Origin of the sequence: Paenibacillus sp. FSL R5-0810 (assembly GCF_038002285.1) — a bacterium.
Taxonomy (GTDB): domain Bacteria; phylum Bacillota; class Bacilli; order Paenibacillales; family Paenibacillaceae; genus Paenibacillus_AQ; species Paenibacillus_AQ lactis.
On record NZ_JBBOCF010000001.1, the window covers coordinates 6,333,445 to 6,358,190 of the forward strand.

Genomic DNA, 24,746 nt, shown 5'->3' on the forward strand with positions numbered 1-24,746 from the left:
GCCCAGACCTTTTTCTTCTATAATATAGAGATGGTTGAATAGAGCTCCCGAGGGCTCTATGATCTAAATATGAAATAAACCTATTGCAAACCGGATGACAATCTGGTAAAGTAAATTTTGACCAAATGACCAAAAGTGTATTTCGGTCAGTTTTGAGAAATCGGACGAAGTGCGCTTATTACAGGAGGAGGGGTTGGCATGTCAGCTGTGGACCGTCGGAAGCAAGTGCTTGATGCGGCCTCCAAATCGTTTGCCTTGTTCGGCTACAAGGCGACGACGATGGAACAGGTGGCGAAGATCGCGAATGTGGGGAAGGGCACGATTTATACGTTTTTTACGAATAAGGATGAGCTGTTTGACGAGATTTTGCACTCGGCGATCATGGAGATGAAGCGGATGGCCGAGCGGGAAATCCGGGAGGACAGGGAATTCTTCGACAATCTGTATCGTGTGCTGGATGTCCTTCTGGAGTTCCGGAGCGAGCATGAGCTCTTCATTAAGCTCTCGCAAGAGGTAAGAGACATCGGGACCCCTAAGGCGCATGAAGGATTGACCAAGGTAGAGAACGGGATTGTCGGCTATTTGAAGGGGATTGTGGAACGCGCCATGGCAAGCGGCGAGATCAAACCGCTGGATGCCCAGGTGGTATCCTTCGTCATGCTGAAGCTGTACATTGCCCTTACAACCGATCTCAACCAGCTGCATGCCCCCCTGAGCAAAGAGCAGATCAAGGAATATATGATGGTGTTTCTGGCTGACGGGTTAAAGACCTCGAAGTAAGAAATAGAAAGGGACTCCTTTCTTGGTCTGCCGCATTTAGGAGACCTTCCGTTCACGGATAAGATCATAAGATCAGCGGGTGAATGAGGAGGTCTTCTTGGATCGGTCATTTTTTTTCGTCTCGACTGACCAAATGAGCATATTGGTCATTATGTACTGGCTTGCCATGTAATACCTCCACGAATGTGGAGCATGTCGGCATGCAACACCGTTATTTAGAGAAAAAGGGGAGAGACTCCGATGAAGTCATTATCTGTATTTGCAAAAGACATCGGCGCGGCGCTTCGTAATCCGAAAATTCTGATTCCGATCATCGCCGTGCTGTTCATACCGGTGATGTACAGCGGTATGTTTCTTGGGGCCTTCTGGGATCCATACGGGAAGATGGATGATCTTCCTGTCGCCGTCGTGAACAACGACCAGGGAGCCGTATTTGAAGGCAAGGAGCTTCAGGCAGGTAAGGACCTGGTAGCCGAGCTCAAGAAGGGTAAAGATTTTAACTGGCAGTTCGTGAACAAGAGCGAAGCCGAACAAGGAATGAAAGACAATAAGTATTACATGACGATCACCATTCCTGAGAACTTCTCGCAGCAGGCGACGACGTTAATGGATGAACACCCTCAGCCGGCCCAGATCGTATTCGAGCCGAATGAGGGCTACAACTTCCTCGCCGCCCAGATCGGCGGTACGGCAGTGAAGGAAATCCAGTCCAAGGTATCCCAGAAAGTGACGGAGGCCTATACGGAAACGCTGTTTGACCAGATCGGCAAAGTGTCGGATGGTTTGGGTGAAGCCGGAGACGGCGCATCCAAGCTGTCGGAAGGCGCGATCAAGCTTGATGACGGAGCCGTGAAGCTGAAGGAGAACCTGGCGAAGCTCGTTAGCGGAACCCAGGAGCTCCAAAACGGCTTGGCCCCTCTGACTAAAGGCGTCCAGGAACTGAACAGCGGCGCCGGCAAGCTTAGCACGGGGGCAGGAACCCTGTCCTCGGGCTTGGAGCAGCTGAAGAGCGCTCACGGCCAGCTTACAGCCGGGGCCGAGCAGGCAAGCAAGGGCGGCGCGAAGCTGCAGGCCGGGATTGAAGCTGCGGCAACGGGCAGCGCGAAGCTGAACGAAGGCCTGCAGGCCAACCAGGCCGGTGCCGCGCAGCTGGCGGCCGGTGCGAACAGCGCTGCGGAGGGCAGCGGCAATTTGAAGGCAGGGCTTCAACAATCGCTTGAAGCTGCGGCTTCCCTTGAGCAAGGGGCTAACGCGGTCGCAGACGGCCTGAAGCAGCTTGCGGAAGGGAACCCTGAGCTTGCGCAAAGTCCGGAGATGCAGAAGCTGCTGGCTGCCAGCCAATCCGTTGCTTCCGGTACTTCACAGCTGAATGCAGGCCAGAAGAAGCTGGCCGAAGGCGCAGCAGCCCTGGATCAAGGGGTGCAGCAGCTGAATGCGGGAGCGGGCAAGCTCAGCAGCGGTGCTTCGGAGCTTGCTGCAGGCGGCAAACAGCTGGCATCCGGCGGTAAGGAGCTGCTGGCCGGCGCGAAGCAGCTGAATGCAGGCCAGACGCAGCTGGTTGACGGCATGAAGCTGTTTGGCATGAAGCTTGGCGAAGCGGCAGCCGGAGGCAAAGAGCTCGCAAGCGGCGCCGCAACGCTGGCGCAAGGCACGCAGCAGCTGGCAGGCGGAGCAGGCAAGCTTGGCAGCGGCGTAGGCGCGCTGGCCGACGGCTCGAAGCAGCTGGACTCCGGCGCTGGTCAGCTAGTCAGCGGCATGAGCGAATTGAAGGACGGCAGCGGAGAGCTGGCCGGCAAGCTGAACGAGGCTGCCGACAAGACGGGCGATATCAAGACGACGGACGAGACCGTCACGATGTTTGCCGGACCGGTGCAGATCGATGAGCACAAGGTGAACGAAGTGCCGAACTACGGCACGGGCTTCGCGCCTTACTTCCTGTCGCTCGGCTTGTTCGTCGGGGCCTTGATCTCGACGATCATCCTGCCGATTCGCAACTCCTCCGTGCCGGATGCATCCGGCTGGAATCGATTCGTCAGCCGCACGCTTTCATTTGCCGGCATGGGCATGCTTCAGGCGCTGCTGGCGGTCATCGTCATGCTCTATGGGCTGAAGCTTGATGTACAGAACGTACCGCTATTCTACCTGTTCTCCTTCGTGACGAGCCTGTCCTTCATGTTCCTGGTTCAGGCGTTTGTCACTTGGCTGGATCAACCGGGACGCTTCGTTGTCATCGTGATTCTGATTTTCCAATTGACGACGAGCGCAGGTACCTTCCCGCTGGAGCTTATTCCGGACTGGATGAAGGTGCTGAACCCGCTGCTGCCGATGACGTACAGCGTGAAGGGGTACAAGGACGTCATATCGACGGGCAATTTCGACGGCATGTGGAGCAATACGGGCGTGCTGTCTGGATTCGGCCTCGTATTCCTGGCATTGACCGCCATCTACTTCCTGTCGAATCGCGGTGTTAAGAAATCGGTAAATACCGAGAACGCAGTATCGGCATAAGATGAAAGCAGTCACGCAGGCTTAGCTTAAGCCGAAGGGTTGGCAAGCTTGAAGGCACAAACCATATGCTGACGGGATAACCCCCTAAGGGTAAAGCAAATACTTCAGCGAAAAACGTAAAGCGGCCATCCAAACGATGAGCTAAAAGCGCGATAAGCAGTATCCACAAGGGGCTTTCCAAGGTCATCGGACCTGGGGAGCCTCTTTTCTGTGCTTATGATTTCACCGGGCGTCTATGGTCTGAACGCAAAGTGAGGCATGCAAACGGGTATGGAGGGTATTCGGAATGTTATATTTGCATTATTTTTTGCACTATTCTACATGATTTTGAACATCTATCTATCACGCATTTTCTTAAAAGTAATTCTTATCATCTTCATAAAAAGTTTGAATTGCCCCCATCGTATGACGGTGATACAATAATCTGTACTAATTAATCTAACGTATCAGGTAAGGAATAACCTTTGTCCATTTTGCACTAAACTGCATCATTTCTAATCGGTGTTCTTGCTTCAGCATGGGGATCGATGCAGGGTCGTATGCTTTTAGTTCATTCAGCCGCATTTTATTCTATAACAAGAAAGGTTGCATTCTATGAAACATACCGATTTTCCCCAGAAACAGGGCCTTTATGATCCGCAGTTTGAAAAAGATGCGTGCGGTATGGGCTTCATCGCCCATATCAAGGGCAAACCGTCCCATGCAATCGTCAGCAATGCGCTTACGATGCTTGCCAACATGGAGCATCGCGGCGGTCAGGGCAGTGAGCCGAACTCCGGCGACGGCGCGGGCATCATGCTGCAAATCCCTCATGCCTTCTTCGCCGAGGAAGCGGCGAAGCTGGGCTTCGAGCTTCCGGAAGCCGGACATTACGGTGTTGGGATGCTGTTCCAGTCCCATGACCCTGAAGTTCGTGCCGCGCATGAAGACCGGCTGGCCGCGATTATTGCCGAGGAAGGCCAGGCGCTGCTCGGCTTCCGGGATGTTCCGACCAACGACGAGATGCTCGGCAAATCCGCGAAATCGGCAAAGCCGTATGTCCGTCAGGTGTTCATCGGACGGAGCGAGGACATTTCGGATGATCTTGCTTTTGAACGAAAGCTCTATATTATTCGCCGCCGCGCTGAGCTGGCGATCCGTTACAGCGGCAAGCCCGAGGGCGACAGCTTCTATGTGTCCAGCCTGTCCTGCCGCAAAATCGTTTACAAAGGCATGCTGACGACGGAGCAGGTGGGCCAGTTCTACCTCGACCTGCAGGAGGAACGCCTCGAATCGGCCATCGCGCTGATTCACTCCCGGTTCAGCACCAACACCTTCCCAAGCTGGGAGCGTGCGCATCCATACCGCTTCATGATCCATAACGGCGAGATCAACACGCTGCGCGGCAACGTGAACTGGATGCATGCCCGCCAATCTCTGTTCGAGCACGAGCTGTTCGGCAGCGATCTGGAGAAAATCAAGCCGATTATCAACCCCGACGGGTCCGATACCGGCATGTTCGACAATACGTTTGAATTCCTGTATCTCAGCGGACGCTCCCTGCCGCATGTAGCCATGATGATGGTTCCTGAGCCTTGGAGCAACCATGAGAGCATGGATGAGACGAAAAAAGCATTCTACAAATACCACAGCACCCTGATGGAGCCATGGGACGGCCCGGCGGCGATGGCCTTTACGGACGGCGTCCAGATCGGCGCAACGCTGGACCGCAACGGTCTGCGTCCGTCCCGTTATTATGTAACGAAGGACGATCTGATCATCCTCTCCTCCGAAGCGGGGGTATTGGATATTCCGCCGGAGAACGTCCTGTACAAGGACCGTCTGCGTCCGGGACGGATGCTGCTTGTAGACACCAAGGAAGGCCGCATCATCTCCGACGAGGAGGTCAAGGCGGCGATCGCGGCCGAGTTGCCGTACGGGGATTGGCTGGAGGAGCATCTGGTCGAGCTTCATGATCTTCCGGATGCGCCGGAGGCTCCGGAGCCGAAGCACGAGAACGTGCGCCAGCTTCAGCAAGCCTTCGGCTACACGTACGAGGAGCTGCGCAAAGTTCTGGAGCCGATGGCGATTACCGGTGCCGAAGCCATCGCTTCCATGGGATACGATGCGCCTCTGGCGGTGTTGTCCGAGCGCCCGCAGCGCTTGTTCAATTACTTCAAGCAAATGTTCGCCCAGGTTACGAATCCGCCGATTGACGCCATCCGGGAGGAGCTGATTACCTCGACCGCCACGACGATCGGGCCGGAGCGGAACCTGCTGAAGCCGGAGCCGGAGAGCTGCCGCCATATCCTTCTCGATTCGCCGGTGCTGTCCAATGAGGACTTCGCGAAGCTGCGCCATGTTCGCCGTCCGGGCTTTAAATCGATGACGATTCCGATCTTCTTCCCGGCGGCCGAAGGGGCCGAGGGGCTTCGGAGAGCGATCGATACGATGTGCGAAGCGGCGGACCGTGTCATCTCGAAGGGCCATAATATTCTGATTCTGTCCGACCGCGGCGTCGACAAGGACAATGCGGCCATTCCTTCGCTGCTTGCCGTCTCGGCGCTGCATCATCACCTGATCCGTCAAGGGACGCGGACCAAGGTTGCGATTATGCTGGAATCCGGCGAGCCGCGGGAAGTGCACCATTACGCGCTCCTGCTCGGCTACGGCGTGAGCGCCGTCAATCCGTACCTCGCGTTCCAAACGCTGGACGATATGATCCGGGAGGGCATGCTTCGCGGCATTTCCCATGAGAAGGCCGTGAAGAACTATATTAAAGCGGCAAGCAAGGGCGTCGTGAAGGTTCTGTCCAAAATGGGGATCTCGACCATCCAGTCCTACCGCGGCGCACAGATTTTCGAGGCGGTCGGCCTGAAGGAAGACTTTGTCGAGAAATACTTTACCCGCACGCCTTCCCGCATCGGCGGAATCGGGCTTGAGGAGGTCGCGCTTGAGGCGCTGGCCCATCATGAACGCGCCTTTAGCGATAAGGACGGCAATGATAAAGTGCTGGATTCGGCCGGTGAATACCAGTGGCGGGCTGACGGGGAAGAGCATCTGTTCAATCCGAGAACGATTCATTTGCTGCAGCAGGCGGTACGTACGGGCGATTACGCCACCTACAAGAAGTATGCCGAGCTGGTGCAGGGCGAGAACGAAGCGCATCTGACGCTGCGGGCTCTTCTGAAGCTCAAGCCAGCGGGCGCACCGGTTCCGCTTGATGAGGTAGAGTCGGCTGCGTCGATCATGCGTCGCTTCAAGACCGGCGCGATGTCGTTCGGTTCCATCAGCAAGGAGGCCCACGAAAGCCTGGCCATCGGGATGAACCGCATCGGCGGCAAGAGCAATACCGGCGAGGGCGGTGAAGATCCTGCACGCTTCGTGCCGGATGCAAACGGCGATTCCCGCCGCAGCGCGATCAAGCAGGTGGCATCGGGCCGCTTCGGGGTAACGTCCAACTACCTGGTGAACGCGGACGAGATCCAGATCAAGATGGCTCAAGGCGCGAAGCCGGGTGAGGGAGGACAGCTGCCTGGGCGTAAAGTATATCCTTGGGTGGCTGAGGTTCGCGGCTCCACGCCGGGGGTTGGCCTCATTTCGCCGCCGCCGCATCATGATATTTATTCGATCGAGGATTTGGCGGAGCTCATCTATGATTTGAAGAACGCGAACCCGCGTGCGGACATCAACGTGAAGCTGGTGTCGGAGGTCGGGGTCGGCACGATCGCTGCAGGTGTGGCGAAGGGCCGGGCGGATATCATTCTGATCAGCGGTTACGACGGCGGCACAGGCGCTTCGCCGCAGGGCTCCATTCGCCATGCCGGCATGCCGTGGGAGCTGGGGCTGGCGGAAACCCACCAGACGCTGATCATGAACAACCTGCGCGACCGTGTCGTGCTGGAGACGGACGGCAAGATGCTGAACGGACGCGACCTCGTTGTGGCCGCTTTGCTCGGGGCTGAGGAATACGGGTTCTCGACGGCGCCGCTCGTGGCGATCGGCTGCATTATGATGCGGGTATGTCAGATGGACACCTGCCCGGTCGGCGTAGCGACCCAAAATCCGGAGCTGCGCAAGAACTTTACGGGAGACCCGGAGCATGTCGCCAACTTTATGCGCTTTGTCGCTGAAGATATGCGTGAAATTATGGCGGAGCTCGGCTTCCGCACCGTGGATGAAATGATTGGGCGCACCGATTGCCTGGATGCCGTGAAGGCCGATGATCATTGGAAGAAGAAGGGCGTCGACATCTCGGCGTTGCTGTATACGCCGGAGCTTCCGGAAGGCAGCACGCGATATCGCTCCCAAAGGCAGAACCATGGGCTAGAGCAGACGCTCGATATGCGTTCCCTTCTGGAAGCCGCCCAGCCTGCGCTGGAAAGCGGCACTCCGGTGGAAGGCACGTTCCCGATCACGAACGTGGATCGCGCCGTAGGCACCATTCTGGGCAGCGAGGTCACGCGCAAATACGGAGCTGCCGGATTGCCGGAGGACACGATCCGATTCAGCTTTACCGGATCGGCTGGTCAAAGCTTCGGCGCATTCGTGCCGAAGGGAATGACGCTGACGGTAGAGGGCGATGCCAATGACTACATCGGCAAAGGCCTGTCCGGAGGCAAGCTCATCGTGAAGCCTTCTCCGAAAGCGACCTTTAAAGCGGAGGAGAACATCATAGCCGGAAATACCGCATTTTACGGAGCCACCGGCGGCGAAGCTTATATCCGGGGAATTGCAGGCGAACGCTTCGCGGTTCGTAACTCCGGCGCTAGCATCGTCGTAGAGGGCGTAGGCGACCACGGCTGCGAATATATGACCGGCGGCCGGGTGGTCGTGCTTGGCGAGACGGGACGCAACTTCGCGGCCGGGATGTCGGGCGGCGTCGCTTACGTCTATGATCCGGAAGGAGCCTTCGTCCAGCGCTGCAACCTGGAGATGGTGCTGCTTGAGCGGGTGGAGGAGCCGAAGGAGAAGGACATTCTGTTCCGTATGATTCAGCAGCACTCCATCCACACGGACAGCGTGCCTGCCCAGCAGATTCTCGGGGAATGGGATGAGGCGGTTCAGCGCTTTGTCCGGGTCATTCCGAAGGATTACAAGCGGATGCTGCAGCAGATCGAGAAGGCGGAAGCCCAAGGCTTGGCGGGCGAAGCCGCGCTGCTTGCTGCGTTCGAAGCGAATATGAAAGAGTTGGCTCGCTCCGGCAGCTAAAAGGCCTATAAGACTTTTTACGTATAAAAAAGCTGCATTGTGTTCTTTAATCAGAATACAATGCGGCTTTTTTTCATATATAAGAAAACGGTAAGGCTGCACTGCACACTAGTACATGACGAAGGGGCGGCGAACCTCAATATTCGACAAAAATAGAAGCTTTGTCGGAGGACAATGCTTCCACCAGACGACACCATCATAAGGAAGGGTCCGCTATAATATTGGTAAGTAAGTTGTTTGTCGGTGAATCGTACATAACAACGTTGAAGAGCAGTAAGGGATGGATTAGGGAATATAGTAGATAGGAGAGTCGTTTAAGAAAATGAGTATGGACAAGGAGAGAAGCTCAGGAAGCACCGAGCAGAAGCTTGACCGACCGAAGACGGATCTGGACATTCACAAGCTCATGATCCAATTAGGAATCCATCCTGAAAAATGGCTGCAGGCAAAGGAGCGTCAACAAGGACAATAACACGGTCAACATATGTGAATACTGTTGCACAAAAATCCCCGGCGGACGGATCGATAGGATCAAATCCGCCGGGGATTTCGTTGATTTGCCGGGCAGGCGGCAAATGGGAATGGAAGAATAAAGCCGGGAGACCCCTTATTTCATGGAGCGCTCCATTCGCACAAAAGCGATGAACCGCTTGGCTTCTTCCTCCGTCAGCTTGCGACCGTCGATCGTGAGATTAAAGCGCTCCAGCAGATCGTCGTCGGAAAGCTCCAACTGGTCGACAAACTCACGTACCTCCGGCTCCAGGACTGCTTTGGGCAGTGCCGTTCGTCCGATGAGATAATCTATCGATACGTCAAAGAGGTCTGCAAGGCGGGTCAATGTTTCAAAATCCGGTTTGCGCCGGTTTTTTTCATAATGGGATAGTGCCGCACGAGTGATTCCGACAGAAGCAGCAAGCTCTTCTTGGGTCCATCCCCGCTGTTCGCGTAATTCAGAGATTCGTTCTCCGTAGTTCATATGCATTGATCCCCCTTTCGATGGAGTGTTTGTATCTATAGAAGCTGATTGCATCGATCTGTCATCTAGATGCCTGTGACCGAAATTATGGGAAAATCGGTATTATGCGGTTGACTAGATACAATATGTATCGTATTATGTTGAGTAGTAATGATAGATACGATTCGTATCTGCAAATCGGTCAATGGGTGACATTTAGTATCATTTTATCCAGCAAGGAAACGTCCCATACCAAAAAAATCGATAAGGGATGGCGGAGATATCTTATCATGTTACACGAACGGCAGCACCAAATCACCGTTAGCATTCGCCTGCTGCGAATCGGAGAGATGACCATTCATGGGAAAAGCCACCCGGTTACTCCGCTTGAGCTGGTTCCGAATGGGCTGGTATTCCTATGTCCGTGGAAAATCCCAATACAATCTAATGTTTTACTCGGTTATGTGATTGACGATCGGGTGGACCATCTTCTGTTAACAGGAACTCTTGAGGATCGGGGGCTCTTTCAAGGTCATTATATGTACCGGTTGGAGTTTGAAGCGGACCGCGAACAGAAAAGCCGGATCATCGGTATGCTGAACAGAATGATGCTCCAAGAACTCCAGCCAAGCAGGCTAAAATTGTACAGCTGAAAAAATACCGGACATCCCAGACATGACCGCTGACAAAAAAACTTATGACTTAAGATGTGATATACGAACTTCGGCTCATTGTTATTCTACTATATTTACGATGCCCGGTCATTAGTTCTTTTACCTTAAATCAGAGCGTCCTATATGGCGAAAACCTTGACGATTTAGCTCGTAACGGCATTTACATGACCCATGCGAACTACTCTCCCGATACCCCTTTTTGGCGTGAATCATGATTGATTCAGCTATAATCCACGCAATGCTCCTCCTCATAATACGACAGAATAAGTTGCAAATCGACAGATTTCGAGCGAGGCATTTTGTTATTGTATGTTGGCCTTATAATCGTGGTGATTTATTAGGAGGGCAGCTTCGAATGAGAATATGGAGAAAATGGTGGGTGTGGCTGCTCATCGTTCTTGTGGTTGTCCCTGCGGGTTATATGACGTATGTGTACCAGTCCATCAAATCGACAGCGAATCAAATTTACGAGGAACGAGAGGAAGGATTGCCGCCGGTAGTGCCAGTGTCTACTGTCGAGCAGAATGTCCCCGTCAAGCCGGATAAATTGAAGAATGCGGATCAGCCGGTCCCGTTTACGGTGCTTATGCTTGGGGTGGATGAACGACCGAACGACAGGGGGCGCTCGGATACGTTGATGCTGATGGCCGTGAACCCTGCCAAGGGCTCGATCATGATGTTCAATGTTCCGAGGGATACCCGAACGAGCATCGTCGGCCATGGCAAGGTTGACAAAATCAATCATGCATACGCCTTTGGCGGTGTAGATATGTCGATTCGTTCGGTCGAGAACTTCCTTCAGTATCCGATTGATTATTACGTTAAAGTCAATATGGAAGGCTTCTCGCAGATCATTGATTCCCTCGGCGGCGTAACGGTACGCAACCAAATGGAATTTGATTATGCGGGCTATCATTTCGGCGAAGGCATTCTGAAGCTGAGCGGGGAGGAGGCTTTGGCCTATTCACGGATGCGTTTCGAAGACCCCAAGGGAGATCTGGGGAGAAACGCTAGGCAGCGGGAGATCATCAAAGGAATCCTCGATAACGCGATGAGGATAACGACGGTGTTCAAGCTCGAGGCACTGCTGGATGATGTCGGGGGCAGTGTCAAAACGGATATATCCTTTGATGAGATGAAACGGTTCGTCACCGATTATCTTCAGAAGCTGGATCGGATCGATCAGGTGGAGATCCAGGGGCGCGGCCAGACCATTGACGGAATATGGTACTACATTGTCGATCAGAACGAGAAGGAACGCATTCATTCTCTGCTTAGTGATTTTATGGGGGGCTAGGGCGCGTGTCCTTATCTGGCCTTAGTCAACGAAGAGGTTCATGAGGAAAAGGAGGTGCAGGTTAACTGCCTCACCGCCGTTTCCTCTTTTTTATTCGGTAAAATAGGAGCGCTTTCATTGGAAGCCGGATGCTTGGTCCAGACTGCCTTGTTCCTGTATTCCATCCTCTCTTAGCCGGAAGCTAGCGTCCGATAATTTTATCGATCGTGGTCTCGAATATGTCCGCTAGACGCGTCAGAGTCTCCAGATTGGGTTTTCTTCGGTTTTGTTCGTAATGCGATAGGGATGCACGGCTAATTCCTATTAACTCTGACAGCTCTTCTTGAGTCCATCCTTTCTGTTCCCGCAGTTTCGCTATGCGAGATCCATATGTCATTCATATTCACCTCACTACACTCATCAAGGATTTTAAAGAAATCAATGACTTGCTTCTAGGTTTATCATGATACAAAATGTATCCTAAAATAGCAATATCGTCAATACATATTGTATCAAAGTGTTAAAAATGAAACAAATTGTATCATTGAATAACGTGAGCAATTTTTTTCTGTTTTATTTGACAAAGGTCAGCATATTTTATAATATTTTTGATGTGGATACAAAATGTATCATAGTGAGATGAGCATAACAGCTTATGAATCCCGGAAAGGAGATGACGGGATGAGTAAAGGGTTGATGTATTGTGTCAGCTGCTGCCGAATACTGCCCGTGATGGAAAGCTACACTTTGTATAGAACCGGATTTTATAAGCATAATGTCCCTGCGGGGATGTGCAAGGAATGCCAGGCGGGTTTATCGGAGGACCGCAAATAGCATTGCAGGGTTACTGGGGTTGAGGGGATTGGGCTGGAAGTTGAAGCTTGGCATAAGGCCTGTTATGACTGCGCACATTTAGTCTTTTGCTCTGGTATTGTATAATGGGCATGTTTCAAAAGATAGGATACCAGGGCAAAGGAGAGTAGATGATGCAGCAGGAACCGCTTGTAAGGCTGCTCGGCGTGACGAAGAAGATATCGTCCAAGGTGCTGGTGGACAACGTAACCTTTGATATACCGCCGGGCCAGATCTTCGGATTTCTTGGGCCGAACGGCGCGGGCAAGACGACGACCATCCGGATGATGGTCGGGCTGATGTCCATCTCGGAGGGGGATATCGTGATCGGAGGCTACAGCATCCGGTCGCACTATGAGCAGGCTGCCGCATTGATCGGGGCCATCGTCGAGAACCCGGAGATGTATAAGTATCTGTCGGGGTATAACAATTTGAAGCATTTCGCCCGGATGATGCCGGGAATATCCAAAGAGCGCATCCGCGAGGTGGTGGAGCTCGTGGGGCTTGAGCATCGAATCCATGACAAGGTTCAGACCTATTCCCTCGGGATGCGCCAGCGGCTGGGCGTGGCGCAGGCCCTGCTTCATCGGCCGAAGCTGCTCATCCTGGACGAGCCGACGAATGGATTGGATCCGCAGGGGATCCGCGAGCTGCGCGACTACTTGCGCAGATTAACGCGGGAAGAGGGGACGACGGTGTTCGTATCCAGCCACCTGCTGTCTGAGATGGAGCTGATGTGCGACCGCGTCGGCATTATCCGGCACGGCCGCCTGATCGATATCCGGCAGCTTCGGAGCGAGGGCGGCGAGCGGACTGCCGAGGAGACGGCTTTTACCGTTCATGATGCCTCTGCGGCTGCGGCATTGCTTCAATCCTTCGGGGCGAAGACCGAAGAGAATAGGGTGATTGTTCGGGGCAATCCAGAGACCGTCGCGGATATCAATGCCCTTCTGGTTGAAGCGGGAATCCGCGTGTTTGCGATACAGCCGGTAACCGAATCGTTAGAGGATCAGTTTTTGGAAATGACGGGAGGGGATCGCCATGTGGAGTAGCTTTCCCAATCTGGTCGCCAATGAGAATATGAAAATCTATTTCCGCGTAAGGACCTGGATCATGCTGGCGATCCTCGTATTTTTCAGCGCCGCGATGCCAGCGATGCTGTATGTAACGGGGGCTGCGATGGACGCATGGACCGTCTTTACATGGACGGAGAGCTTTACGCTCTACCTGAGCGCGATCTTCACCGTTGTCATTGCCGCTGACATCGTAGCCGGGGAGTTTGCGGCGGGGACGATCAAGCTGCTGCTGATCCGCCCGCTCCGGCGGGGGAAAATATTGATGTCAAAATGGGTCGCCGTCCTGCTGTTCATCCTGCTCTGTGCCGTCCTGACAGCCGTGGTCGGCATCGCGCTGTCACAGCTGTTCTTCGCGGGCACGGGCGGCCTGGGCTCCGGTTCCGGAGCTTCATCGATGGTAAACTCATTGCTGCTGCTGCTCACGGATACGATCCAGCTGGTCATGATCGCGCTTGTTGCGTTTATGCTGTCAACGCTGTTCCGGTCGGGCAGCCTCGCCATCGGCATCTCGCTCCTGGTCTTGTTTACGAAGGATCTGTTCGGCTTTATGTTGAACCCGGATAAATACGTATGGGCGAAATACATCCTGTTTCTTCATATCGATCTGAGCGGATATATCCAATCGCCGATCGGGCCAGGCGGGGTTTCTCTCAGCTTCTCCATCTTCATTTTGGCCGCGTACAGCCTCGTCTTTCTGATGATTACCTGGTGGGCCTTCGCCAAGCGGGATGTTGCCGCGTAGACACGCGAGCTGATGGAAGTTTTTCGTTCGGTCATTCATGTTCTGCTGTGCATTAGGGGAAAAAATAAGAGCTCCTTCGGCCAAGTGAATGATGGCTGAAAGGGGCTCTTTTGCTTGGAGGGCCTTGGAGGGTAAGGGAGCGGTAGGCAGAGGATCCGCCCTGCTGGCAAGCTGAGCTTCCTGCAGGAACGTCGTTTCTCGAAGCCGCGCGCAGAGGCTGAATGCCGAGGCTCGCACATCCGCCGAGTCAGCCTGCTTCCGGCTGCTGCAGCGACGGTGCGGCCTCCGATTGCTCCGATGCGACACTCGCTGCTTCCGCATGCTCCATCCGGCTGGCCCCGTTAAGTAATCCGCCTTCCATGATAATCAGGGAACCGGCGTAGACATCGCCGTACATCTGTCCGCTTGGGGTTATGGTCAGCTTGCCCTCGGCAATGACGTCCCCGTATACCTTCCCGGCTACAATGACCTCCTTGGCGGAAATATTGGACCGGCACGATGCGCTCTCGCCAATGGTAACGCTGCCTTGGCTTTCAATCGATCCGTTAAACCGGCCGTCGATCCGCAAATTATCCTCGGACTGCAGCACGCCCTCAAACTCGCTGCCCGGGCCGATCAAGGAATCGATAAGATGAGCAGATGCTTTGCGTTTCTTTTTCTTCATAATCTGTTGTCCTCCTTACCAATCAATTAAATTTTTGGATTAATGCACATAACGCATAGGATCGACGGTCTCGTCGTTTTTGACAACCTGAAAATGCAGATGGGGCCCTGTGCTGCGACCTGAAGATCCCAGCTGGCCGATGATCTCGCCCTGGGCAACCTGGTCTCCGACCGAAACGCTCAGCTTGTTCAGGTGCATATACCAGGTCTCAAGGCCGTTAGGATGCTTAATCACGATGTACAGCCCTCGTGCGCCGCTGCGCTCTGCCGCGGTAACCTGCCCGCTCCCTGCCGCATAGATTGGGTCGCCGATTTTGCCGGCAATATCGATACCGGCATGATAGGCGGACCGGCCGGTGAACGGATCGCTGCGGTAGCCGAAGCTCGAGGTCAGCCTCCGTGAGTCAGTCGGCCACAGCGAAGGAAGGCCTTCCCGCCGCTCCTGGGTTTCCTGGGCTTGGTCCAGCGTTCGCGGAATATGGCGCTCCAGCTGGGATAGCAGCTGCTGGATTTCCTCGAAATCATCCCGAATGTCGCTCGCCATATCCAGCATTTCGTTCTCATGCACGGCAATGTATTCTCCGCCGACATGCAGCTGCGCGTCATCGGACATCGAGGATGTCGGCGTGCCTGATAAAGACCCGTGCTTCTCGATGAATTGCTGGAGCTGCTGCTCCAGCTGCTGAACGCGTTCCATCTGCGCCTTCGTTTCTTCAGCCTCGCCCGACAGCTGGATGATGGCTTTGTTCAAGCGCTCGATGGCTTCATCTTTGTCGCTGACGGTCACTTCCATCTTCAAGGCTTCGAGGCTCTTGAGCGTCAACTGCTGCTCCAGAGTCGAAATGGTCTGAGCCGATTGGATCTGCAGCGACACGATCAGTCCGGCGATCGACAATACCGCGGCTGCTGGCACCGCGATCATGAGAGGCTTGGACAAATGAAACTGCTTGACGGAATGCTGGGCATCCCGGAGCACCAGCAGGGTTAAGCGTTGGTTACGGTGCGCGGCTTTCATGGCATCTCCCCTCCATTCATGTTTAGTGGGTATAGCATCCTCCGCAAGACTTGGCCAGCTCCTTATCTTCTATGTATTCTACTCTTTCGAAAAACATGTCAAAAATGAGATGTAAACGTATATTATTCAAGCAGGTGTGACATTGGGTAATTGAATAAATACATAATTAATTGGTCAAAGCTGTAGTTATCTGTCTTTATTTACGCTACTTATCCACGATAGCTGAGACGCCTAGACCAGCAATGTCTGTTTAAAAGAAAAGACCACTATTATTTCCGTTAGGAGGCTGCCGTATGGTGTGGCTTCTGCTTGTTCTCATTGTGTTTATTTTGCAAATGGCAGCGGTGCTGCTGCTTGAATTCCGCAATCCTTCCAAGACGGTTGCATGGATGTTTATTCTGTTCTGTCTCCCGCTGCTGGGATTCGTGATCTATTTTTTCGTTGCACAGGATTATCAGAAGCGGCTTAAGATTCGCCAAAAAGGTTCCCGGCTGTTTCGGGAGATGAAGGAGCATTTCTGGGACCGGGCGGCTGTCGTCCTGCGCAAGGAGGATATGAACAATCCCGGCTTCCATCATCATGATCGTCTGTTTAATCTGTTAAAGCATTTATCCGAAAGTCCCATCACCGGCTGCAACGAGACCCGTGTCTTAACCGATGGCAAGGAGACCTATGATGCGATGCTCAAAGCGATGGAGGAGGCCAAGGATCATATTCATGTAGAGTTTTATATTTTCAGAAATGACCGGATCGGTACGAAGTTTCAGGATGTGATGATCCGCAAAGCCAAGGAAGGGGTCAAGGTGCGTCTTGTATGCGACGGGCTGGGGAGCTATAAATTGAAGAAAGCGTTCATACGGCGGTTTAAAGAATCCGGGGTTCAGTTCTATTTCTTCCTGCCTGCCATGGTATCCATGTTCAGCCGCAGAATCAATTACAGAAACCACCGGAAGATCGTCGTGGTGGACGGTACCGTCGGATTCCTCGGCGGCATCAACGTCGGGGATGATTATCTCGGGGAATATCCGGACATGGGCTACTGGAGGGACACCCATCTGCAAGTAGAGGGAGATGCGGTCTATTTTCTGCAGAGCGTATTCCTGCACGACTGGAAGCTGGCATCCGGCGAAGCGATCTCGAATCCGAGCCTGTATCCAGAGCACCACTGTACCGGGAAGGAGCAGGTGCAGATCTTGAGCAGCGGTCCGGATACGAGCTGGAATGCCATTCATGAGATGTGCTTTGGGGCCATATCGGTTGCCAAGGAGCGCATTTGGATTACATCGCCGTACTTCATTCCGGATGAAGGGCTGTACGAAGCGTTGAAGACGGCGGCGGTAAGCGGCGTCGACGTGAGGATTATTATTCCGGATCATGCGGATTCGCGGCTCGTCAAGCTGGCGTCGCTGTCGTACGTGGAGGAGCTGCTGGCGGCCGGAGTGTCCTTTTATGAGTATGAAAAAGGGTTTATCCATGCCAAGGTGCTGATCGTTGACGAGCTCCTTGCCTCCGTAGGCACGGCAAATATGGATATGCGGAGCTTCTTCTGCAACTTCGAGCTGACGGCTGTGATGTTCGACGAGCAGCCGATCCATCGGCTGGTATCGGATTTCAAGGAGGACCTGAACCACAGCAGAGCCATCGAACTGGAGACATTCCATGCGAGGGGTAGATGGCAGAAGGCAGCCGAAATCTTGTGCCGGATGCTGTCCCCGTTGTTATAGCCTCCATTATAGGCAGCATTAAAGTCAGCTAATGATGGAATGACATGCATATAGAGGTTGATCTTTGAAAATGGTAGTAGCGGCTTTCATTAATATGATAGAATATTTATAGGAGTGCCGCTAATAAATATACAGTAGCTGAGGTTCATAATGAACGGGGGAGATTTATGTCAAATGATGTGAAGATTTCTGTACAGCCGCACACACAGCCGGAACCGCAGTCCGTGCCGCCGCTGAAAGCGGACCAGCAGAAGCCGGAGAATCCGAAGAGCGGATCAATTGCTTTAAAGCTTCTCCGTCGTCTGGTGTTCTTAACTTTCGGTGCAATGCTGATGGCGGTGGGACTGGAGATTTTTCTGGTGCCGAACAAGATCATTGACGGGGGAATTACCGGCATCTCGATTATGGTGTCCCATATAACCGATGTCCCGCTCGGGATATTCCTGACTTTATTCAACCTTCCGTTTCTGTTTATGGGTTATAAACAGATCGGTAAAACCTTCGCTTTATCCACGTTGTACGCCGTACTGGTCATGTCGATCGGAACCTATTTTCTTCATCCTGTCGCTCCGATTACGATCGATCCGCTGCTTGCTGCCGTCTTTGGCGGAATACTCCTTGGCGTGGGCGTCGGTCTGGTCATTCGATCGGGGGGATCGATGGACGGTACGGAAATTGTAGCGATCTTAATTACCAAGAGAACGCCGTTCTCGGTCGGGGAAATCGTGATGTTCATCAACGTATTCATTCTCGGCAGCGCAGGCTTTATCTTTGGCTGGGATCATGCCATGTACTCGTTGATTGCTTACTATCTGGCATTCAAGCTCATCGACATTACGATCGAGGGCATCGACCAGTCCAAATCGGTTTGGATTATCAGCGATAAGCATAAAGAAATCGGCGATGCGCTGACCCAGCGGCTTGGACGCGGAGTTACTTATCTTGAGGGCGAGGGAGCCTATTCCGGGGACAGCAAGAAGGTGATCTTCGTGGTCATTACCCGGCTTGAGGAAGCGAAGCTGAAATCGATTGTGGAAGATTGGGATTCGCAGGCCTTCGTGGCAGTCGGCAATATTCATGATGTCAAGGGCGGCCGGTTTAAGAAGAAGGCCATTCATTAAACGTTATACAAGCTTGAATAGTTCAGGGTTCCACCTGCATGCTGGTACAAGAAGCGGGCGGAGCCCTTTTTTTTGATGTCAAAAGCTAATCTCTATACGATGGAATTCCCGCTGCGATTTGTAGCCTAGGTGGGGCTTTGCGTCTTCTTGTAATGGCGTATGATGCGGGCGATTCTGTGGACGGCGGCCGACTGGCCGATGGCTTGATTTACCGTCCCGGTGAAATATAACCCCGTTTCCGGGTGGTGGAAGGCAAATGCGCCGGATTGGCCCCAATGGCCGATTAAGCCGTCTTTCATGTTCAAGAGGGACAATGGCTGACGTACAATGCCTGAACCGTAGAAGAAAGTGCCGGGTGCCCATAGAAATTTCCATTCCATGAGCTCCTTCAGATGCGTCTGCGGAAATAGAACGCCGTCGAAAAACGCTCGGAGGAAGGTCATGGTCTCTCGGGCCGTGGAAACGATGCCGCCTTCGGGTGCGATGGAGGACATGTACAAGGGGATTTGAAGCCGGGTTTTCCGGTAATAAAAGGAAGCGGGTCTTCCATCAAGAGGGTCCTTGTATACGTAGGTCTGGGTCAGTCTCAGCCTGTCGAAGATGCATTCCTTGAATGTTGCCTCGATCGGCTGCCCGGTTACCGTTTCAATCAGCTTCCCTAACAGCTGATAATTGGTGTCGGAGTATTGGGCTTTATTCTTCATGCCCGGCGGGAATTTCGGACGAAGCTGCCTGACGGCTTCAAGCGTCTTCTCTAGCGGCCAGGACTGGTCTTTCCCGGCGATTAAGTCGGCGAATACGCGTCCCGAGAAATAATCGGGAATGCCCGAGGTGTTGGACATCAATTGCTTGATCGTGATCTCCCGGGAATAGTCGACGTTCTGGTAAACGTGAATGCCCTTGATCATCGCCTCGGGCAAATATTCGCCAATCCGATCATCAAGCCGAAGCAGCTGCCGTGAACGCAGCTGACGTACAATTTGGTTACGCTGGCGATAAAAAAAGGGGTCTCCGGCTTCATTTCCCCGCCGCTGCTGACGATCGACAGCGACCGATCCTGATTCTCGACGCACATGACGGCGCCGAATATATTTCTTCTGCGCGTCATTGCCGCCATCCAGCGATCAAATCGCATTTGATCCAGCGGCGATGGGCCCGCCTTTTCCTTCATCTTCATGCCTCCCTAAACACAGAATTGAAATGCTTGACCATGGAAATTCAAAACCCGGAACCATGGAATTTTCAAAACCTTGGATTTCTAGCAAATCCTCCGAGATCACGCCGAAGGAGAGGCGGCTGTTCAAGTTGGTTCCGCTTGCCGCAAGCGCGCCGCGCGAATGAAATCCTCGGCCGCCTCATTCATCATGGCCATTACCTGCTCCTCGTTGACACTCGTTGTAAACAAATCGTTGGCGACCATGACGGACAAGCCGGTCTGGAACGTCTGCATTTTGATTAAAAGCGCCCGAAGCTCCTCGCCGGAAAATCCCGCTAAGCCGGGATCCTCCTTCATCAGCTCGACCACCTCATTAAGCTGTTCTTCGTTATGCTTCATATACGGAATGTTCTTCATGATTAAATCCCGGTACAGCAGGGGAAATTCCCTGGCGAAGCGCAAACTGGCCATCCCGATATCCCGAAACGGCTGTCCGGTCCGCTGCCCGGTAATCATCTGCTTGGCTACGTGAAGCGAGTGCTCCACCACTCGCTGCAGAAGCTCCTCCGCATCGGCAAAATTAACGTAGATCGGGGCGATCGAGCATCCCAGGCGGTCGGCCACTTTCCGGATGGAGACGGAATCGAGCCCCTCCGCACGGGCAATGTCAAATGCGGCCAGGATGATGTCTTGTTTGGTGAATTTAGGCTTTGGTGCCATAGGTATGCTCCTTGCTCAATAAATATAACACTTGATATATAACATATGTTATGTATCGATTATAAGGGATTATTTTCCTGATTGCTAGTGGGATGTCATGATAATCGATTTGTAAATCCAGTAAATTCCTATTATAATAAGAACGTATGTTTGCTATAATATAACCATAACATTTTCGGAAATAGAGCAGGTTACGACAAGGAGGCGAAGGGGATATGGCGCAAACGACTTATGAGAGCATTTCGACCAAGCAAACGCTCAATCGGGTGAAAGAAGAGCGGATGCCGTTTGACTGGTCTATCAATCCGTACAGAGGATGCGGACATGGCTGCAGCTTCTGCTATGCACGCGCCTTCCAGTCCTTTATCGGGATGGGGGCGGAGGATGAATTCCAGCATCATATTTTCATGAAGACCAATGCGGCGGAGTCGCTGGCGAAGCAGCTGTCCGATACGGCTGCCAAATTCGGCCATGATATTGAAGCGATGCGGAGATCGATCGGGCAGGTGACAATCGGGACGGCTACGGATCCGTATCAGCCGATCGAGGGAAAGGCGGAGATCACGAGGGAATGCTTGAAGCTGCTGGCGAAGTATCGCATCTCAACCAGCATTACCACCCGCTCGCCGCTCGTGCTGCGCGATATGGACATCCTGACCCGGATGGAGGACGTTTCGGTCAATATCAGCCTGAATACGCTGGATGCAGATCTGATCCGCAAGCTTGAGCCGGCATCGCCGCATCCTGCGAGCCGATTGGAGGCCGTCTGGAGGCTGTCTTCCGCCGGCATACGGACAGGCGTATTTGCGGCACCCGTCCTGCCCTATCTTACCGATGGGGAAGAAGGGCTTAGGGAGCTCCTGTCCAGGGTGAAGGAGCATGGCGCTTCTTTTGCCATGATCTCGCTCTTGAGGCTGTCACGCGACGTTAAGAAATGGTATATGGAGACGCTCAAGCTCCATTTCCCTGAGGTCGTGCCGTCTTATCGGGAGCTGTACAGATCGGGAGCTTACGCCGAAGAGCAGTATATACGAAGCTTCAAAATGATGGCCGCCCGCCTCTTGTCGGAGTATGGACTGGGATGGACGGCAAGTCGCCCATCGAATCCAACCACGGGATCCTACGATCCCGCGACGGGAAGAAGGACTTCCCGATTGGCGGAAGGCATTGATTCAGGCCATGTTGCAGGGGCAGGCTCGCATGCTCTATCCGGAAGTGCAGGTTATAAGGAAGGGGAGGAGCGGGGCCGGGAAGCAGCCCCGCACCATTCCATCCGCCAGCGCAAGCTGCCTCAGCCTGCGGCACCCGTCTCCGCCGAGGATCTGAAGCCGGAGGTTGAGCAGCTATCATTTCCGTTTTGATGCCGGCTTCCCCTTGGCATTCAGATGCCGGACGATGTCTCCGATCGGCTGGGGAGGCAGAGCCTGCAGCAGGTCGCCCCTCTCTTTAAGGCGCTGCTCGATGTTCAGCAGGTGGAAATCCGTCGGAGAGACATCCCGCTGAACCTCTTCCCAAGTGAGCGGCGTGGATACCGTTGCGAGGCGTCTGGCCCGGGGAGTATAAGGTGCGGCAAGCGTTCTTCCGCTGTAATGCTGCAGATAATCGAAATAGATTTTGTCGCCGCGGTTTTTCTTCAGCCGCTCGATGGTAAACAATTTAGGGTGTTTCTCCGTTACGTATTGACCGACGAATTGGCCGACGGAGCGAAGCTCGTCGAACGTAATGCCTTCGGGAATCGGGACGATGATCTGCACCCCGGTTGCCCCGGACGTTTTCGGTACGGAGGCGATTCCAAGCGAGCGCAGCACATCGCCGACGATGGCCGTAGCTTCCATGATCCGCGGCTCCTCGGGAAGCGACGGGTCCAGATCGATCATCCATTCGCATGGCAGAACGTCACCGGCCAGGTGGAGCGAAGGATGGAATTCCAAAGCAGCGAGGTTGCCCAGCCATAAGAGCTCGGGCAGCCCGTTCAGCATGACATAGTTGATGCCCTCGTGCACGTAGGTACTGACAAAGGGCGGGAGCGGCTCGGGCGCATTTTTTTGATAGAACGATTCCCCGTCCACGCCGTGGGGATAACGGATGGTTGTCAGCAGCCTGCCTCTGCAATAGCGGAGCAGGTAGGGAGAGATCGCCGCGAGCTTTTGCAGATAGATGGCTTTAGTAATGCCGACCTCGGGCCACAGCGGCTTGTCCGGATTGGTAATCTGAATCTCTTGACCTTCAATGGTCAGCGTTCCTTTGACGGTACGGGCCATAGCCGTTACACCCCCTCAATCGACAGCAGCTTCGGATGCCGCATCATTCCGTCCTGGCTCCACTCCAGAAAGGTAACCGTAGCGGTCAGCGGCTTGCTAAGCCAAGCGAGCTGCTCCTTCTTCAAATCTGCGTGCAACGTCTTCCAGCCGGCACCTGACGGATGCAGGCCTGCATATTCTAACAGCCGCTGCTTGGTCTGTTCGTTCAGTCCAAGCGATGCCCTGCCGATATAGCTGTTCTCATCGTCAGCCAGCACGAGGCTGGCTACGCGGCCTTCTCTTATGATCAAAGCGACAGCCTCCGCCTGCATGGTGATGGCGATCTTTTTTTTGTACCAGTCCCGGTGCTTCTTCCCTTCACGGTAAGGGGAGGAGAGACGTTTCATAACGATTCCCTCCCATCCGCGTTCCTCGGCCCATGCCCACAGGCTCTCGCCCTCCAGGAACAGATCGGCCGTCAGGATTCCGGGCGTAGTGGAGACGATCTCCTTCAGCCGATGATGCCGGTCAAGATAGGGCAGCTTACGCATATCCTTATCGCCGTCGACCAGAATGTCAAACAGCACATACGTGAAGAGCGGGGCGCCCGACCGAACCGAACGTGAACGCTCCCGCTGAAGCACCTTCTGGAACACCGGGCGTCCGAGCTCTGGATGAAAATAAACCACTTCGCCGTCCAGGAGCAGACGATCGTGCTGCAGCGTCGACAGTGCGGCAACCACCTCGGGATAGAGGGTTGTTTTGTCCAGCAGCTTCCGGGAATAGAGGGAGACTTGGCCGTGGTCGATGCCTGCAAGGATGCGCACCCCGTCCCACTTCAGTTGATAGCCCCAATCGTCGCCGGTTTCGATCTTCTCCGTGGAGATCGGCGCCATCGGCTCTTTAGGCAGCAGCTCTCGCAAATGTCCCATTTCGTTCAGGAGCCTGCTTCAGATTTCTTGGCTTTGGCGCGGCGCTTTGGCTTCGGCGTCTCATCCGTATCGTCGCCGCTCGCTTTCGCGGCCGGCTCTTTGGCTGCCGTCTTGCGGGTTGTCTTCCGCGGCTTCGCCTTCGTTCCCGGATCGGTGCCGATCGGCTTCACCGCCTCGATGCTGGCCTGAAGCGCGGCCATCAGGTCGACAACATTGGTTTCCTGGCGGGCAGGGGCGATTTTGATTTCCTCGCCGGACACCTTGCTGTTGATGGCCTCCAGCAGACGCTCCCGGTAATCATCCGTATATTTCTCCGGGTCAAACGGCGTCGAGAGCTGATCGATGAGCAGCTTCGCCATATCCAGCTCTTTGGAGTTAACCTCGGTCTTCTCCGGGAGATTGGGTACCTGCGATATCGGACGGATTTCATCCGGATAAAAAATCGTTTCGATCGACAGGCACTCATCCAGCACCCGAATCGCCGCCAGACTGCTCTTGGAGCGGATGGAGATTTTGGCGATCCCGATTTTTCCGGACTCCTTCATCGCCTCCATCAGCAGGCGGTACGCATTCGCGCCCGCTTGATCGGGCGAGAGATAATAGGTCTTCTGGAAGTAGATCGGATCGATTTCCGTCAAATCGACGAAGTCGAGAATCGTGATGTTTTTGCTGTTTTGCTCGGCCAGCTGCTCCAGCTCGTCTTTTTCAAACAGCACGAACTTGCCTTTTTCATACTCGTACCCCTTCGTAATTTCCTCCCATCCGACTTCCTCTTCGCAAACCGGACATTTGCGGACATAGGAGAGCGGACTGCCGCATTCCTTGTGAATGTAGCGCATCGATATATCCTTGTCTTCCGTGGCCGAGAACATCTTAACCGGCACATGCACCAGGCCGAAACTGATGGCGCCTTTCCAAACCGTATGCATCTATGAAACCTCCTATCTGTTTTTGGAATGATCGTATGAACAGGATGTGGACGTATAATCTGCTTCTATTAGTGTGCCCAAAAAAAGATGCTCCTATGAGTCATTGCCGGTCTTTGCATAAACCGGGAGCCGACCGGGGAACATGACGGGTCTTTGAATAACCCCCCCGGGGACTGAGGCGCATGACTGTTCT

General features: G+C 53.8%; 20 protein-coding genes and 1 pseudogene. 11 read left to right on the forward strand and 10 right to left on the reverse strand.

All coding sequences use genetic code 11. From position 1 onward, the window contains the following. Positions 1-198: 198 nt before the first annotated feature. The 4 genes from MKX76_RS28380 to MKX76_RS28395 all read left to right on the forward strand — a co-directional run bounded on the left by MKX76_RS28380 (position 199) and on the right by MKX76_RS28395 (position 8,950). Positions 199-780 carry a TetR/AcrR family transcriptional regulator gene (locus MKX76_RS28380; RefSeq protein ID WP_028405882.1) on the forward strand — a complete coding sequence of 194 codons (582 nt, stop codon included), beginning with the start codon at positions 199-201 and terminating at the stop codon, positions 778-780. A 240-nt stretch (positions 781-1,020) separates the two neighbouring features. Then, entirely contained in the window at positions 1,021-3,288 is a 2,268-nt protein-coding gene (locus MKX76_RS28385; RefSeq protein WP_210094510.1) for a YhgE/Pip domain-containing protein, read from the forward strand. Between the two features lie 594 nt (positions 3,289-3,882). After that, complete coding sequence (gltB, locus tag MKX76_RS28390) at positions 3,883-8,478, forward strand: glutamate synthase large subunit (RefSeq protein ID WP_007132314.1); 4,596 nt, start codon at positions 3,883-3,885, stop codon at positions 8,476-8,478. A 322-nt stretch (positions 8,479-8,800) separates the two neighbouring features. Beyond that, positions 8,801-8,950 (forward strand): hypothetical protein, encoded by a 150-nt coding sequence (locus MKX76_RS28395; protein WP_007132315.1) that lies wholly within the window; start codon positions 8,801-8,803, stop codon positions 8,948-8,950. A 135-nt stretch (positions 8,951-9,085) separates the two neighbouring features. Here the strand turns inward: MKX76_RS28395 and MKX76_RS28400 are convergent, their stop codons facing one another. After that, positions 9,086-9,454 (reverse strand): helix-turn-helix domain-containing protein, encoded by a 369-nt coding sequence (locus MKX76_RS28400; protein WP_007132316.1) that lies wholly within the window; start codon positions 9,452-9,454, stop codon positions 9,086-9,088. Between the two features lie 269 nt (positions 9,455-9,723). On the opposite strand from MKX76_RS28400, the gene MKX76_RS28405 reads away from it, so the two are divergent. Together MKX76_RS28405 and MKX76_RS28410 are read left to right on the forward strand one after the other, a co-directional pair. Beyond that, positions 9,724-10,086: a YceI family protein gene (locus MKX76_RS28405; RefSeq protein WP_138919355.1), complete on the forward strand. Its 363-nt coding sequence runs from the start codon at positions 9,724-9,726 to the stop codon at positions 10,084-10,086. A 376-nt stretch (positions 10,087-10,462) separates the two neighbouring features. After that, complete coding sequence (locus MKX76_RS28410; RefSeq protein ID WP_028405885.1) at positions 10,463-11,404, forward strand: LCP family glycopolymer transferase; 942 nt, start codon at positions 10,463-10,465, stop codon at positions 11,402-11,404. A gap of 184 nt (positions 11,405-11,588) precedes the next feature. On the opposite strand, the pseudogene MKX76_RS28415 reads toward MKX76_RS28410, so the two are convergent. Continuing rightward, positions 11,589-11,780, reverse strand: a pseudogene (locus tag MKX76_RS28415) (helix-turn-helix domain-containing protein); the annotation flags it as partial. Between the two features lie 589 nt (positions 11,781-12,369). On the opposite strand from MKX76_RS28415, the gene MKX76_RS28420 reads away from it, so the two are divergent. Next, the gene (locus tag MKX76_RS28420) at positions 12,370-13,287 is read left to right on the forward strand and encodes an ABC transporter ATP-binding protein (RefSeq protein ID WP_213616367.1); all 918 of its coding nucleotides are present in this window, start codon (positions 12,370-12,372) and stop codon (positions 13,285-13,287) included. Next, entirely contained in the window at positions 13,277-14,053 is a 777-nt protein-coding gene (locus tag MKX76_RS28425; RefSeq protein ID WP_213616369.1) for an ABC transporter permease, read from the forward strand. The genes MKX76_RS28420 and MKX76_RS28425 overlap by 11 nt, the downstream gene beginning before the upstream one ends. Positions 14,054-14,300: 247 nt before the next feature. Here MKX76_RS28425 and MKX76_RS28430 read toward each other — a convergent pair whose 3' ends face one another. After that, entirely contained in the window at positions 14,301-14,717 is a 417-nt protein-coding gene (locus tag MKX76_RS28430; protein ID WP_213616371.1) for a bactofilin family protein, read from the reverse strand. 39 nt (positions 14,718-14,756) lie between these two features. Beyond that, a complete protein-coding gene (locus MKX76_RS28435) occupies positions 14,757-15,731 on the reverse strand; it encodes a M23 family metallopeptidase (RefSeq protein ID WP_341034961.1) in 975 nt (324 codons plus the stop codon). Positions 15,732-16,024: 293 nt separating this feature from the next. Between MKX76_RS28435 and cls the strand changes: the two genes are divergently transcribed. Both cls and MKX76_RS28445 read left to right on the forward strand, forming a co-directional pair. Further along, a complete protein-coding gene (cls, locus tag MKX76_RS28440; RefSeq protein ID WP_007132325.1) occupies positions 16,025-17,455 on the forward strand; it encodes a cardiolipin synthase in 1,431 nt (476 codons plus the stop codon). A 167-nt stretch (positions 17,456-17,622) separates the two neighbouring features. Next, complete coding sequence (locus MKX76_RS28445) at positions 17,623-18,576, forward strand: YitT family protein (RefSeq protein WP_028405889.1); 954 nt, start codon at positions 17,623-17,625, stop codon at positions 18,574-18,576. 125 nt (positions 18,577-18,701) lie between these two features. Here MKX76_RS28445 and MKX76_RS28450 read toward each other — a convergent pair whose 3' ends face one another. The 3 genes from MKX76_RS28450 to MKX76_RS28460 form a co-directional block, all read right to left on the reverse strand. Then, a complete protein-coding gene (locus MKX76_RS28450) occupies positions 18,702-19,496 on the reverse strand; it encodes a serine hydrolase domain-containing protein (protein ID WP_244869261.1) in 795 nt (264 codons plus the stop codon). Beyond that, entirely contained in the window at positions 19,481-19,747 is a 267-nt protein-coding gene (locus tag MKX76_RS28455) for a hypothetical protein (RefSeq protein WP_341034962.1), read from the reverse strand. The genes MKX76_RS28450 and MKX76_RS28455 overlap by 16 nt, the downstream gene beginning before the upstream one ends. Positions 19,748-19,876: 129 nt before the next feature. Next, the gene (locus MKX76_RS28460; protein ID WP_028405891.1) at positions 19,877-20,452 is read right to left on the reverse strand and encodes a TetR family transcriptional regulator; all 576 of its coding nucleotides are present in this window, start codon (positions 20,450-20,452) and stop codon (positions 19,877-19,879) included. Between the two features lie 215 nt (positions 20,453-20,667). Here MKX76_RS28460 and MKX76_RS28465 point away from each other — a divergent pair, with 215 nt between their 5' ends. Next, on the forward strand, positions 20,668-21,813 hold the full coding sequence (locus tag MKX76_RS28465; RefSeq protein WP_341034963.1) for an SPL family radical SAM protein: 1,146 nt from the start codon (positions 20,668-20,670) through the stop codon (positions 21,811-21,813). On the opposite strand, the gene ligD is transcribed toward MKX76_RS28465, so the two are convergent. From ligD to ku, 3 genes are read right to left on the reverse strand one after another with little or no spacing between them, the layout of a single operon-like run. Further along, positions 21,799-22,713 carry a non-homologous end-joining DNA ligase gene (ligD, locus tag MKX76_RS28470; protein WP_341034964.1) on the reverse strand — a complete coding sequence of 305 codons (915 nt, stop codon included), beginning with the start codon at positions 22,711-22,713 and terminating at the stop codon, positions 21,799-21,801. The genes MKX76_RS28465 and ligD overlap by 15 nt on opposite strands. Positions 22,714-22,718: 5 nt before the next feature. Then, on the reverse strand, positions 22,719-23,624 hold the full coding sequence (locus tag MKX76_RS28475; RefSeq protein WP_341034965.1) for an ATP-dependent DNA ligase: 906 nt from the start codon (positions 23,622-23,624) through the stop codon (positions 22,719-22,721). Positions 23,625-23,629: 5 nt separating this feature from the next. Beyond that, positions 23,630-24,553 carry a non-homologous end joining protein Ku gene (gene ku / locus MKX76_RS28480; protein WP_028405895.1) on the reverse strand — a complete coding sequence of 308 codons (924 nt, stop codon included), beginning with the start codon at positions 24,551-24,553 and terminating at the stop codon, positions 23,630-23,632. Positions 24,554-24,746 lie beyond the last annotated feature (193 nt).